Source organism: Polymorphobacter megasporae (genome assembly GCF_018982885.2).
Taxonomy (GTDB): Bacteria; Pseudomonadota; Alphaproteobacteria; order Sphingomonadales; family Sphingomonadaceae; genus Polymorphobacter_B; species Polymorphobacter_B megasporae.
This window is the reverse complement of sequence record NZ_CP081848.1, coordinates 2,455,209-2,468,476: the sequence shown is the minus strand read 5'-3', so window position 1 is coordinate 2,468,476 and position 13,268 is coordinate 2,455,209. Positions and strand designations below refer to the sequence as shown.

Annotated in this window: 10 protein-coding genes and 1 tRNA gene; 7 read left to right on the top strand and 4 right to left on the bottom strand. The window is 65.6% G+C overall.

Going from position 1 to position 13,268, the window contains the following annotated elements; genetic code table 11:
* The first annotated feature begins 181 nt into the window (after window positions 1–181).
* The gene (locus KTC28_RS11560) at window positions 182–2,203 is read left to right on the top strand and encodes an acetyl-CoA carboxylase biotin carboxylase subunit (RefSeq protein WP_216710922.1); all 2,022 of its coding nucleotides are present in this window, start codon (window positions 182–184) and stop codon (window positions 2,201–2,203) included.
* Window positions 2,204–2,294: 91 nt separating this feature from the next.
* Window positions 2,295–2,855: a M15 family metallopeptidase gene (locus KTC28_RS11555; protein ID WP_216710921.1), complete on the top strand. Its 561-nt coding sequence runs from the start codon at window positions 2,295–2,297 to the stop codon at window positions 2,853–2,855.
* On the opposite strand, the gene KTC28_RS11550 is transcribed toward KTC28_RS11555, so the two are convergent.
* Complete coding sequence (locus KTC28_RS11550) at window positions 2,845–3,924, bottom strand: bifunctional transcriptional activator/DNA repair enzyme AdaA (protein WP_216710920.1); 1,080 nt, start codon at window positions 3,922–3,924, stop codon at window positions 2,845–2,847. The two genes, KTC28_RS11555 and KTC28_RS11550, sit on opposite strands and share 11 nt — an antisense overlap.
* 110 nt (window positions 3,925–4,034) lie before the next feature.
* On the opposite strand from KTC28_RS11550, the gene KTC28_RS11545 reads away from it, so the two are divergent.
* Together KTC28_RS11545 and KTC28_RS11540 are read left to right on the top strand one after the other, a co-directional pair.
* Window positions 4,035–4,523, top strand: a complete 489-nt coding sequence (locus tag KTC28_RS11545) for a glutathione peroxidase (protein WP_216710919.1) — start codon at window positions 4,035–4,037, stop codon at window positions 4,521–4,523.
* A gap of 43 nt (window positions 4,524–4,566) precedes the next feature.
* Window positions 4,567–7,119: a TonB-dependent receptor gene (locus tag KTC28_RS11540; RefSeq protein ID WP_216710918.1), complete on the top strand. Its 2,553-nt coding sequence runs from the start codon at window positions 4,567–4,569 to the stop codon at window positions 7,117–7,119.
* Between the two features lie 16 nt (window positions 7,120–7,135).
* On the opposite strand, the gene KTC28_RS22840 is transcribed toward KTC28_RS11540, so the two are convergent.
* Complete coding sequence (locus KTC28_RS22840; protein ID WP_255601961.1) at window positions 7,136–7,813, bottom strand: PEPxxWA-CTERM sorting domain-containing protein; 678 nt, start codon at window positions 7,811–7,813, stop codon at window positions 7,136–7,138.
* 217 nt (window positions 7,814–8,030) lie between these two features.
* Here KTC28_RS22840 and recJ point away from each other — a divergent pair, with 217 nt between their 5' ends.
* From recJ to KTC28_RS11520, 3 genes are all read left to right on the top strand, one after another.
* Entirely contained in the window at window positions 8,031–9,803 is a 1,773-nt protein-coding gene (gene recJ / locus KTC28_RS11530; RefSeq protein ID WP_216710917.1) for a single-stranded-DNA-specific exonuclease RecJ, read from the top strand.
* 17 nt (window positions 9,804–9,820) lie between these two features.
* Window positions 9,821–9,895 (top strand) — tRNA-Glu (locus KTC28_RS11525).
* A 109-nt stretch (window positions 9,896–10,004) separates the two neighbouring features.
* Window positions 10,005–10,295 (top strand): hypothetical protein, encoded by a 291-nt coding sequence (locus tag KTC28_RS11520; RefSeq protein WP_216710916.1) that lies wholly within the window; start codon window positions 10,005–10,007, stop codon window positions 10,293–10,295.
* Window positions 10,296–10,828: 533 nt separating this feature from the next.
* Here the strand turns inward: KTC28_RS11520 and KTC28_RS11515 are convergent.
* Together KTC28_RS11515 and KTC28_RS11510 are read right to left on the bottom strand one after the other, a co-directional pair.
* Window positions 10,829–11,617: a YdcF family protein gene (locus KTC28_RS11515; RefSeq protein WP_216710915.1), complete on the bottom strand. Its 789-nt coding sequence runs from the start codon at window positions 11,615–11,617 to the stop codon at window positions 10,829–10,831.
* Window positions 11,618–11,774: 157 nt separating this feature from the next.
* A complete protein-coding gene (locus tag KTC28_RS11510; RefSeq protein WP_216710914.1) occupies window positions 11,775–13,073 on the bottom strand; it encodes an MFS transporter in 1,299 nt (432 codons plus the stop codon).
* Window positions 13,074–13,268 lie beyond the last annotated feature (195 nt).

Below are 13,268 nucleotides of genomic sequence, written 5' to 3'. Positions count from 1 at the left end.
AGTATTAACAATATCCTAATGCAGACGGTGGAAGCGAGTCAAAGGCGTAATGAGTCGCTTGCGCGCTGTTTGGGCCTCGGGCCGGCGCTTGCCCGCCCGCGGCTCGCAGGGGCGCAACGACGCAATTCCTTGACGTCGCCCCCCGTCCCCGGTTGAACAAGATCAACAGGGAGCTCGCTTGGTGTTCAAGAAAATCCTCATCGCCAATCGCGGCGAGATCGCGTGCCGGGTCATCCGGTCGTGCCGCAAGTTGGGGATCGCGACGGTCGCGGTGTACTCCGATGCCGACGCAGGGGCGCTCCATGTCGAGATGGCCGACGAGGCCGTGCGGCTGGGGCCGCCGCCTGCCGCCGAAAGCTACCTGCTCGGCGACAAGATCATCGCCGCATGCCTCGCGACCGGGGCCGAGGCGGTCCACCCGGGCTACGGCTTCCTGTCCGAACGCGCGAGCTTCCGCGAGGCATGCGACGCCGCCGGGGTCGTATTCATCGGCCCGCCCGCCAAGGCGATCGCGGCGATGGGCGACAAGATCGAATCGAAAAAGCTCGCCAAGGCGGCGGGCGTCTCGGTCGTCCCTGGCTTCGTCGGCGAGATCGACGATACCGACCACGCCGTGCGGATCGCGTCGGAAATCGGCTATCCGGTGATGATGAAGGCGAGTGCCGGCGGCGGCGGCAAGGGCATGCGGCTGGCGTGGAGCGAGACCGACGTCCGCGACGGCTTCGAGGCGACCAAGCGCGAAGGGCTGGCGAGCTTTGGCGACGACCGCGTGTTCATCGAGAAGTTCATCGAGCAGCCGCGCCACATCGAAATCCAGCTGCTCGGCGACGCCCACGGCAATATCGTCTATTTGAACGAGCGCGACTGCTCGATCCAGCGCCGCCACCAGAAGGTCGTCGAGGAAGCCCCCTCCCCGTTCGTCACGCCCGAAATGCGCAAGGCGATGGGCGAGCAGGCGGTCGCGCTGGCGCAGGGCGTCGGCTACACCAGCGCCGGGACGGTCGAGTTCATCGCCGGGGCCGACCGCAGTTTCTACTTCCTCGAGATGAACACGCGGCTCCAGGTCGAGCATCCGGTGACAGAGGCGATCACCGGGGTCGACCTCGTCGAGGCGATGATTCGCGTTGCAGCGGGCGAACCGCTCGGCTTCACCCAGGCCGAGGTCCGGCTCGACGGCCATGCGATCGAGACGCGGATCTATGCCGAGGACCCGTATCGCGGCTTCCTGCCGTCGATCGGGCGGTTGGCGACGTATGTGGCGCCCGAGACATTCGGCGTGCGCGTCGATACCGGCGTCGTCGAGGGCAGCGAGATCAGCCGCTTCTATGACCCGATGATCGCCAAGCTGATCACCCACGGCAATACCCGCGCCGAAGCCATTGCGAAACAAAGCGAAGCCCTCGACCGCTACCTGATCCGCGGGATTGGGCATAACATCGACTTCCTCGCGGCGGTGATGGCGCATCCGCGCTTCCAGGCGGGCGAGGCGGTGACGACCGCATTCATCGCCGAGGAATATCCCGACGGCTTTCACGGCAGCCCCGTAAGCGAGGCGGGAACGACGACGATGATCGCCGCAGCAGCGGTGATGAACGCGGTCCTGACCGAGCGCGCGCAGTTGATCGACGGCCAGCTCAGCGGCCACGGCGCGGTTTTCGGCGAGGACTGGATCGTCGAGTTGGACGGCGAGCGTGTCGCGGTCGGGGTGCTCGCGACCGGCGATGCGTATGAACTGCTGATCGGAACCGGCGACGACGCGCGCGAGATTCGCATCACCACCGACTGGCGCGTCGGCGAACCGCTGTTCGTCGCGCAGGTTCAGGATAGCGACGGCTCGGGTAGGGCGAGCGAGGTGTCGGTCGCGGTCGATCGCCGCCCGGTCGGCTTCCGCCTGACCACCGGTGGCCGCGCCGCGAACGTCCGTGTCCTGACCCCGCGCGCCGCTGAGCTCGCCGCGCACATGCTGGTCAAGGTGCCGCCCGACCTGTCGCGCTTCCTGCTGTGCCCGATGCCGGGGCTGGTTGTCTCGCTAACCGTCGCGCCGGGCGACCGGGTCGAGGCCGGTCAGGCAGTCGCGACGATCGAGGCGATGAAGATGGAGAATATCCTCCGCGCGGAAAAGAGCGCGGTGGTCAAGGAGGTGCGCGCGAAAGTCGGGGAAAGCCTCGCGGTCGACGCGGTAATCGTCGAATTCGACGTCTAATTCCCCTCTCCTTCCAGAGGTCAAGTAACGGAGGATCTTGACTCGCCTCCCGTCTTGCATAATCCTCTAGGCACGCATTGGGGGGTGCCACATGGATTATCTCGAACTGATTCCGAAGCCGGCGGCGGGCGGAGTCAACCAGGGTATTCACGCGCCATCGGCGGGGTTCCTCGAGCAGTTGCTCGGCATGCCGCGCGATAGTTTCACCGGCGACTGCCAGCCGCCGAACAACCCGACGTTCAAGAAATTGATCGCGACCAAGAACGTCGGGCCGTTCAAAGCGACCGGGCTGATCCCCGCGCTCGACAGCCTCACTGCGGTGTTCACCGACGTCAAGGCGGCCGCCCCTGACCTGTACGCACTGCTGACGAGCAACGGCATGCTGTGCTGCCGCTTCCGCCATATCGGCGGCAAGAACGTGCCGCCGCCGTCGAGCCATAGCTGGGGCACCGCGATCGACTTCCTGCTCGACGGCAAGATCGACATCCAGGGCGACAACAAGGTCTTCCGTGGCCTCGGCATCCTCGCCAAGTTCTTCAACGCGCATCAGTGGATCTGGGGCGCGGCGTTCCCGACCGAAGATTCGATGCACTTCGAGGTATCGCAGGAATTGCTGCTGAAATGGAAGGACAGCGGCACGTTCAGCCCGTGATCGCGCCTTCGTGCCTTAATAGCCATTCCTTGCGCGCGACGCCCCCGGCATAGCCGGTCAACGCGCCGTTCGCGCCGATGACGCGGTGGCACGGCACGACGATGCCGATTGGGTTCGCGCCGTTCGCCAGCCCGACCGCGCGCGCTGCCCCGGGCTTGCCGAGCACCGCCGCAAGCGCGCCATAGCCGGTCGTCGTTCCCGCCGGGATCGCGCGCAACGCCGCCCACACCGACCGCTGGAATTCGCTCCCGCCGGTCGCCACCGGCAGCGCATCGAGCGCGGTCGCGTCCCCGGCGAAATAGGCATCGAGCGCTGCGGTAACGGCCGCGGGGGCATCGCCTTCGACAAGGGCTACCGCGCCGTAGTGGCGGCTCAGCAGCGTCGTCATCCGTGCCTCGTAATCGCCGAAGTCGAGCGCGCGGAGGGTGCTGCCTTCAGTGACCAGCAGGATTTCGCCCACCGGTGAGGTGTAGCGCGACAGGGTCAGGTGCATGGCGGTTCCTTTGTGGCGGGCGCGATACGCGGCGGGGGTTTCGCCATGGACGGCACGGTAGAGTTCGTTGAAGCGGCGGACGCTGCCGAACCCCGCCGCGAGCGCGACCTGCGCCAGCGGCAGCGTGCCAGCGATCAACTCGTTCGCGGCGGCGAGACGCTTGGCCTGCGCGACCGCGACCGGCGGCGCGCCGAGGTGCTTGCCGAATAGTCGGCGCACCTGCCGCTCGCCGAGCCCGAGCCGGTTACCAAGAACGTCGACTTTCGTCTCGTCGAGCCCGCCCGCATCGATCAGCGCGAGCGCACGGTGGACGCTCGCGGCGGTGCCGTCCCATGCCGCGCTGCCGGGAGCAGCGTCGGGACGGCAGCGCTTGCATGCGCGATATCCCGCCGTAACTGCTTCCGCCGTAGTGCGGACGAAGATTACATTTTTGGGCAACGGCGTGCGGGCCGGGCAGACCGGGCGGCAGAAGATCCGGGTCGTCGCGACGCAGCTGAAGAAGCTGCCATCCACGGCGGGGTCGCGCGACACGATTGCGGCATAGCACGCGTCGGGGTCGAGGGGAGCGATCGTCATGCCGACCGATCTACCCGCGTTCCCGCGCCGAGTCTGGCGGTTTTCGGACGTCACCGTTGCGCGGTCGCGTGTTCGGTGCCAGCCTGCGGGGGAACATTGGGGAGGCCGAAATGGCCGAAATCGACGAATTCAGCGCGACGGCGATCACCGGAGAAGCGGTGTCGCTCGGCACTTATGCCGGGCAGGTCCGGCTGATCGTCAATACCGCGAGCAAGTGCGGTTTTACCCCGCAATACACCGGGCTCGAGGCGCTCCACGAGGAGTTCGGGCCGCGCGGCCTCGCCGTCCTCGGCTTCCCGTGCAACCAGTTCGGCGGACAGGAGCCGGGCGACGCCGCCGAGATCGCCAATTTCTGCAGCCTGACCTACGATGTCGCCTTCCCGATGTTCGCCAAGGTCGACGTCAACGGCCCCGGCACCCACCCGCTATTCGCCTATCTCAAGCACGCGGCGAAGGGGTTGCTCGGCAGCGAGGCGATCAAGTGGAACTTCACCAAGTTCCTCGTCGACCGCAGCGGCGCCGTCGTCGCCCGCTTTGCTCCGACGACGAAACCCGAGGCACTCCGCGTCGACATCGAGCGGTTGCTGCAGACACGCTAGATTTCGCTTGGGGGATACGCCGCAATCGTGTCGTAAGGCCGTCGTGCAGGTGCGTTGGGCAACATTTCTGGCAGCGGTCGCGGTGGCGGGACCAGTCGCCACCGTCGCCTTCGGCCAGGAGGCGCCTGCCGAAGACCCCGACATCGTCGTTACCGCATCGCGCAATCAGCCCGGCGCGGTGCTTGGCGACATCAAGCCCGAGATTCAGCTCAGCCCGGCGGACATCCGCAGCTATGGCGTGTCGTCGATTTCCGACCTGCTCGACGAACTCTCGCCGCAGACGCGGTCCGATCGCGGGTCGGGCGGCGCGCCGCTCGTCCTGCTCAACGGGCGGCGCATATCGGGGTTCAACGAGATCAAGGACATCCCGACCGAGGCGATTGCTCGAGTCGATATCCTGCCCGAGGAGGTCGCGCTCAAATACGGCTATCCGGCCGACCAGCGCGTGGTCAACATCGTCCTCCGTCAGCGCTTTCGCGCGAAGACGATCGAGGCCGGCGGCGGCGCGGCGACCGAGGGCGGCGCGGCGAACGAACGCGGATCGGCCGACTATCTGCGCATCCAGAAGAACGGACGCCTCAACGTCGACCTCAAATACAATCACAGCGACGCGCTGACCGAGGCCGATCGCGGCATCGTTGCGGCCACCAGCGGTCCAATCGCGTCGTCGCCGCCGGTTCCCGATCTGACCCAGTTTCGTACGCTGACGCAGGCGAGCAACACCGGCTCGCTCAACGCGGTCTACAATCATGTCTTCGAAGGCGGCATCTCGGCGACTGCCAACTTCCGCGCCGAGCTCGACGACAACAAGGGCCAGAACGGCCTCGCGAGCGTCCTGCTGACGGTGCCGCCCGAGAGCATCTTCGCTCCCGCCGACGGCTTGCAGGTGCTGCGTTATGCGACCGGCCTCGGTGCGCTGGCGGGCGAGACGAAGACGTCGCAGCTCCATGCCGGTGGCACGGTGAACGGCGATGGCACGAGCTGGCACTGGTCGATCGTCGGCAACTTCGACCGCACTGACACGCGCACCAACACGGTCCGCGGGGCCGACACCAGCGCCTTCCAGACCGGAGTCACCGCTGGCGGAGATCCGCTCGCGCCGTTCGGTGGCCTCGTGTTCCTGCGCGGTGCCGACACCGCGCGCAGTCTTTCGACGAGCGGCAACGTCGACGCGCTCGCCTCAGGGCCACTGATCGACCTGCCGGCCGGCAAGGCCACCGTCTCGGTCAAGATCCTCGGCAGCGCGAGCGGCTTCGACAGCACATCTGATCGCTCGTCGACGGTGACGACGACGCACTTCAAACGCGACATCGGCAGCGGGCAGGTCAGCCTCGACGTGCCAGTGACGAGCCGCAAGGAGGGCTTTGGCGGCTTCATCGGCGACCTGACGCTCAACGGGAATTTCGCGGCACAATATCTTTCGGATTTCGGGACGCTGACGACGGTCGGCTACGGCCTCAATTGGGAGCCGATCGACGCGCTGACGGTCATCGCCAGCCACACTACCGACCACGCCGCGCCGTCGGCGCAGCAGCTCCAGGGACCGGTCGTCACCACCCCCAACGTCACGATATTCGATCCCGTAACCGGCACGACCGCGTTCGTCACCCAAATTACCGGCGGCACAGCGGCGCTGCGCTCGAGCCAGCGCCAATTGACCAAACTCGAATTGAATCTCAAGCCGCTGAAAAAGCCCGACCTGACGCTGACCGCAAATTATGTCCGGACGCGGGTCGACAATGCGATCGCGGGCTTCCCGGCGACGAGCGCGGCGATCGAGACGGCGTTTCCCGATCGCTTCATCCGCGATGCCAGCGGCGATCTCGTCCAGATCGACGCGCGCCCGGTGAACTTCGCCAACGAGGCAACAGACACGATGCGGCTCGGTTTCAACCTGTCGATCCCGCTCAAGTCGACGCGGGTCAACCCGTTCGCCGGGCTGCGCCGCGGCGGCGACGGCCCGGGGGGCGGACCGCCGGGCGGCGGGACTCCGGGCGAGCGCGGACCCGGCGGCGGGGGTCGCGGCGGCGGCGGCGGTGGCGGCGGGCGCGGCGGTGGCTTCGGCGGGGCCAACGGCGGACGGCTCCAGTTCGCAGTCTATTACAGCCGGTATTTCCGCGACGACATCGTTATCCGCCCCGGCGTGCCGGTGCTCGACCTGCTCAACGGCGGCGCATTGGGGACGAGCGGCGGGCAGGCCCGCAACGACGTCGATATCCAAGCGGGCTATTCGAAGGACGGACTCGGCGCGCGGCTATCGGGGAACTGGCATTCGGGAACGCGGGTCGATGCGAGCGCGATCGACCCGAACGGCGGGCTGACCTTCTCGCCGATCGCAACCGCCAACCTCCGCCTGTTCGCGAACATCGGGCAGATGCAAGGGGTGGTTAAGGATCACCCGTGGTTGCGCGGCACGCGGCTGACCTTTGCGCTGACCAACATCTCCGACGCGCGGGTGCGGGTCCGCGACGCGACGGGCGCGACCCCGCTCGCGTATCAGCCGGCGTATCTCGACCCGGTCGGACGCGCGTTCACGATCAGCTTCCGCAAGCTGTTCTTCACGCCGCCACCGAGACGGGTCCCGCCGCCCGGTTGAGGCGGCGGGAGTCTGATCAGGCGGCGACGGCGGTCGTGCGACGGCGCGCGGCGACGCCGACCATGCCGAAGCCGGTGATCATCAGCGCCCAGCTGGCGGGCTCGGGTACCGAAGCGCTGAAGCCGACGCCCGTCGCGTCGAAGAAATACTGGCCGTCGTTGCCGACAAACACGCCGACCTGCTGGCCGGCGGTGAGCAGCGCCTTACCCGATATCGACAGGCTCGGGTTCGACGGCGACAAGGTCGTGACCGTGTATGTCGACGTGCCCGAAACCAGCCCGACAGTCTGCGTGCGGGCGTCGACGTCGGCCTGATACGCGGCCAGCTTGATCGTGTAGATAGCGGTCTTCGGCGCGGTGAACATGATGACCGACAGCTGGTCGGCGGCGCCGGGATGAAGCACGAGGCCCGTCGCCGGGATCAGTGCGGTGCCGGACTGGTGCGCGGCACCATCGCTCGACTGGTAGACGCCGAGATAGTCGCCCGCGGTCAGGCACGTCGTGTTCGCGAACAGGCAGGTGCCGCCGGTCGGATAGGCGGTGAAGACACCCCCGCTGAGGCTGCCAAAGGTGAAGGGCCCCGAGGTCGCCGACGTTGCTGTAAACGACGCATTGGCGTCGTAGGTTACGGCGTTGGCGGGGAGTGCGGCAAAGCCGGCGAGGACAGAAATGACGGCGGTCAGGATAGGCTTCACTCGAATGTCCTCAGATGATTGATACCACCTTCTCAGCACGATCCATGCCAACTCATCGACAGTAGATATTACCAATGACTTAACAGGACGCAACGGGGCGAACGTTACGAAAGTGTAAAGACTACCGACAGTATTTTGGTTAACAATTTCAGCGCTTACGGTGCGCGGCCGCGGCAGCACGGTTGAGTGAAACCGCACGGCGGCCTAAGACCCGCCCATGTCGCATGTCTTCAACGTCACCGCCTCGGTCCTCGGCCAGCCGTGGCAGTGGCGTGGCGGAATTGCGCCGGGCAGCGGTGCGGCAGGCGGGATCGACGACCTCGTCGAGCAATTGTTTCGCGCACGCGGCGCGGCGGCGGTCGACCTCGACCGGCTCCGCTCGGCGAAACTGCGCGACTGGCTGCCCGACCCGTCGATCTTCCGCGACATGGACGCCGCCGCCGCGCGCATCGCCGCCGCAATCCGAGCCGCCGAACCGGTCGTGGTCTTCGGCGATTACGACGTCGACGGTGCGACGAGCGCAGCGCTGCTGATCCGGTTGATCCGTGACTGCGGCGGGATCGCCAGCGCATACATCCCCGACCGGCTGCTCGAAGGCTATGGCCCCTCGCCCGCCGCGATGGTCGCGCTGGCAGGAACTGGCGCGACGCTGATCGTCACCGTCGATTGTGGGACGCAAGGGTTTGACGCGCTCGCTGCCGCCAAAGCCGCCGGGGTCGAGGTGATCGTCGTCGACCACCATCAGGCGTCGACCGCGCTGCCCCCCGCCGTCGCCGTGGTCAACCCGAACCGCCTCGACGAGACCGAGGGCGCGGCGTTCGGCCATCTCGCGGCGGTCGGCATGGCGTTCATCGTCGCGGTCGCGGTGGTGCGGACGTTGCGCGCCGACGGTTGGTTCATCGACCGCACCGCACCCAACCTGCTCGACCTGCTCGATCTCGTCGCGCTCGGTACTGTCGCCGACGTCGTCCCGCTGACGGGACTCAACCGCGCTTTCGTCGCGCAGGGGCTGAAGGTCATGGGAGCGCGCCGCAATCTCGGTCTCGCGGCTTTGTCTGCGGTCGCTGGAATCGAGCGCGCGCCGCTCGCCCGCGATCTCGGCTTTGCGCTCGGGCCGCGGATCAATGCCGGGGGGCGGGTCGGCAAGTCCGACCTCGGCGTCCGGCTGCTGACGACGCTCGATCCCGACGAAGCCGCCACCCTCGCCGCCGAACTCGACCGCCTTAATGTCGAACGCCGCGCGATCGAAGCGGCGGTGACCGACGAGGCGGCGCTGCTGACCGACCGCACCGGCAACGCCGCGGTCGCGGTGATCGCGAGCGGTGGCTGGCACCCCGGGGTCATCGGCATCGTCGCCAGCCGCCTCAAGGACAAGCTGAAGCGCCCGGTGATCGTCATCGCGCTCGAGGCCGGTCCCGACGGCGGCATGATCGGCAAGGGATCGGGGCGGTCGGTGCCCGGGGTCGACCTCGGCGGCGCGATCCTTGCGGCGAAGGACATGGGGTTGCTGATCGCCGGCGGCGGCCACGCGATGGCGGCGGGGCTGACGATCGACGCGGCGCGGATCGACGAGCTCGCGGTGTTCCTCGACGAACGACTTGGCGGCGACGTTGGCCGGTCGAGCGGAGGCAGGGCGCTGTTCGTCGACGCCGCGCTCAGCCCGCGTGGGGTGTGCATCGAACTGACCGAAGTCCTCGATGTTGGCGGACCGTACGGCCAGGGCTGGCCCGCGCCGCGTGTCGCCAGCGGCCCATGGCGCGTCGCCAAGGTCGACATCGTCGGCGACAACCACGTCCGCGCCATCCTGACCGGCGGCGACGGCGCGCGGATCAAGGCGATGGCGTTCCGCTCGGGCGACACCCCACTCGGTCTGGCCCTCGCGAGCGCCGCCGGACGCTGGTGCTTCGTCTCCGGCCGCGTCCAGCGCGACGACTGGGGCCGCACCCCCGCGGCCGAACTCCACCTTGACGATCTGGCATGGGTTGACTAGGCGATACCCCCGCTAACGGCCCCTTCGTCTAGCGGTTAGGACGCGGCCCTTTCACGGCTGAAGCACGGGTTCGATTCCCGTAGGGGTCACCATCTCTGCCCTCGGGCACGGATTCGCAGCGGCTTAGAGCGCAAATTCGGCTTTCTTGACGCGCGGTGATCTAGAAGGTTGGGTCTGATGAAGTTGTGTGGAAGCATCGGCATGACCCAGTTGATGTGTTCACTCGAGACCACCGATCCGGACGTTGCCGGACAGCCTCACGCCGTAAAGCTCGGCGAGATGCGCGCATTGATGACACGGCACGAAACCGAGGTGCTGACCTCGGTTGTCACCAACGCAGAGCCCGTCTTCCGGAAAGGCCCGACTGAGCGGACTCTCAGAAATCTATTCTCGAATGACGACGGTGTGACAAGCTCCGCGACGCTGAGGGCAACGTCGTTTATGCACGCCGCAAAGATTGAAGTTTATCTCATATCTGATGCCGCAGGGTAGCGGTGCGGCAACGGACGGCATTATTCGATGCGCTTGCCGAGTTGACTTTGCGCCATTTGGCGGAGCACCAACTCCATCACTGCTTGCTGACATCTATGAGATATTCGCTCCCGCGGCCCGGAGCGAGAGCTCATGCGCAGTCGAGCCGGCGCCCACGCAGGTTCATTATCTCAAAGATGTCCTCTAGTATGGCGCACCAAGAAAAGGCTGCGACCAGACAACAGTAACAAAACATTCGACGAATGGAAGCTCGCAATTTTGCGCTTCATTGACCTGTTTTGGTGACCTGCTGCCTGAAGAAATTACGCGACCGATGATGACGGAGTTTCGAGCCGTATCGGGCAAGCTGCAATCGAGGCCAAGAAAGCCGATTGCCGCTCTGCCTGTCCGAGATCAGCTTGCTTGCACTGCGAATAATAGACTTTTGAGCTAAGCAGTTACATCCATGAACAAAATTCTCGGGGCAATTTCATCACTGCAAACCTCCACTTGACAAGAGCAATACCGAATGACAGTGGCTCCTGTGCTCGGGTTTAGCAATATTGGGAGGCGCGCCCTGTAACTTGATAAGCCAAAAGACCAACCCATTCCTTCACGGCTGTGTCCAGCGTTTGTAAATGACGCGCGAAACTCCACCCGATTCCGTCACCGAAGCTCGTTGATCGGAAGTCCGCTGGGTAAGGTCGTAAGTCATGCCAGCCAGCGGCACAAAAAGTGAGCATGGCACGAGGCATGTGAAAGGCACTTGTTACGAGAACGATGTGTCGAGCCGATCGAAGACCAGTGATCTTACGCAAGAACTTGGCATTTTCCGCCGTCGATCGCGATCTACCCTCCAGATGCACACGCGCTCGATCGACCCCCGCCGCTTCCAGTATCTGAGTAGCGACTGCCGCCTCGCTAATCTTCGCGCCAACCAGTTCCCCGGACCCGCCGGTAAAATAGATTGCCGACTTCGGAAAGCGGCGACTTAAGGCCGCTCCCGTCAGGTATCGATCGCCTGCCTCACTGATACCGGATGTACCCCACCGCGCGGCCACCGCCGGATTGCTTCCACCTCCAAGTATCATGATTGCGTCGACGTCCCCCAGCTTTGGATTGGCTTGATATCTGCTTTCCAAGGGCACGAGTAACAGGTCGCCGATCGGGAAAATGCCGACTGCCAGCACGAGGCCAAACCCTATCGCGAGCGAGTAAGCCGGGACGCGACGGTGCCCAGCCATCAACGACCATAAGGCGACGGCGAACGGAAGGAACAGCAACGTTTCCGGAGCAAGCAGAGCCCATGCGATCTTCGAAACTTCAAAGAAACCAAGTGTCATATCGCGAGAGTGACCTGTTGAATCCGTTTGGGTTCCCCCTCGCAGATATCGCGCCCGCATCCAAAGTTTGGGAGCGTGCGCCGTGCCTCACCACCTACTTAACGCAGGCCGTGTGAGAAGTCGCAAGACGGACCCGTTCTAACCCAGCCGAGCTCGGTCACCGCCGCCGGGCAGAGCGTCGAACCGAGACGTTCAGCCTCGTCTCTGGAAAGTGCCACATTGCGGTCAGGGAGATTATCAATGCCACAAGCATGTAATATGCAGGCGTGAGGGGATCGCCGGTCAGCCGGATGAGGCCGGCGACGGCGAACTGGGTAGACCCGCCGAACGCGGAGATCGCGACGGCGTATATCAACGCAAAGCCGCCGGCGCGGCGCGCACGCGGCAATGCCTCCGCCACCGCGACGAGAATCGTGCCCGTCGAGAGGTCGAGCACGCATGCAAGCACTGTGCTCGCCGCATAAAGCGAGTGTGGCGACGGATGATGCGCCACCCACCAAAAGGCGGGTAGCACGATCAGCGCCAAGGTCGCCGCGGGGATGATCATCACCGGCCGCCGGCCGAACCGGTCGGACAGCCACCCGCTCAGGGGATCGCACAGCACGCCACCCAGCCCGACCAGCATGACAGACGCGAACGCTGAGCGCTGGACGATACCGAGCGTCGAGGAGGCCCATGTGCCGAGATAGACGAGCACGTAGTTTGCGACCGTAGCGCCGGCGAGCATCAGGAGGCCGAGAACGACGACGCGGCGCGTGCCGGCCATTGCGACCGAGGGCGCCAGCGCTTCCTCCATCACCAGCGTCTCGACCAGAGTACGCCTCGCGGCGAGTGCGAACGGCAGGATGGTAAGCCCAATCAATAGTGCCAGCCGCCATCCCCATGCATCGAGCGCCGCCGGATCGAGTGTGGTCGACAGGATGACACCGACGAAGCCGGCAACCATGACCGCACCGTCGGAACTCATCGCCTGCAGCGAGACAAAGAGGCCACGGCGGTGGATTGGAGCGCTCTCGAGCAGCAACGCTGTGCTCGGACCAACCTCGCCGCCGAGCGCGAAGCCCTGGAGAAGACGAAACGTGACAGCAAGCACGGGCGCCGCGATTCCGATCGTCGCGTATCCCGGTGTCAGCGCAAGACCACCAACGGAGACGCCGATGAGCGAGAACGACAGCAGCATGGCAGGCTTGCGCCCCACCCGATCTGCCATGCGGCCAATGACAAACGCGCCGAGCGGACGGGTGGCGAAACCGACACCGAACGTGGCCAACGATGCAAGCAGGCTGATGCCAGGACGGTCGGAAGGGAAAAAGGCGCGGCCGATCTGTGCAGCGAAGATCGCGTAAACGACGAAGTCGTAGAACTCGAGCGCGTTACCGGCGCAGATCGCGGCGATCTGCCGGCGGGACAGCCGAAACGGAAAGGTGCCGACAGTCGCGACACCGTCCTTGGTCACTGCCCCTCCTCACTCGAGTTGCGCATGGCCACATCGCTCCTGATAAACGCCATTCGTCGATCAGGCGGCGATCTCCATGCTGGCCGCCGTAGGCGCTTCACGCAAGCGCGGATTGTCGTACGTTGTGGGCAAATCAGGACGCAGATAAAAAAGATTGATGGGAACGGGGCTCGGGCTAGCGATCTGAGACAGCGC

Excerpts from the sequence above, each read along its gene's own strand:
- recJ (WP_216710917.1), top strand. The coding sequence starts at position 8,031 with ATGTCGCATGTCTTCAACGTCACCGCCTCGGTCCTCGGCCAGCCGTGG.
- KTC28_RS11550 (WP_216710920.1), bottom strand. The coding sequence starts at position 3,924 with ATGACGATCGCTCCCCTCGACCCCGACGCGTGCTATGCCGCAATCGTG.
- KTC28_RS11545 (WP_216710919.1), top strand. The coding sequence starts at position 4,035 with ATGGCCGAAATCGACGAATTCAGCGCGACGGCGATCACCGGAGAAGCG.
- KTC28_RS11555 (WP_216710921.1), top strand. The coding sequence starts at position 2,295 with ATGGATTATCTCGAACTGATTCCGAAGCCGGCGGCGGGCGGAGTCAAC.
- KTC28_RS11520 (WP_216710916.1), top strand. The coding sequence starts at position 10,005 with ATGACCCAGTTGATGTGTTCACTCGAGACCACCGATCCGGACGTTGCC.
- KTC28_RS11515 (WP_216710915.1), bottom strand. The coding sequence starts at position 11,617 with ATGACACTTGGTTTCTTTGAAGTTTCGAAGATCGCATGGGCTCTGCTT.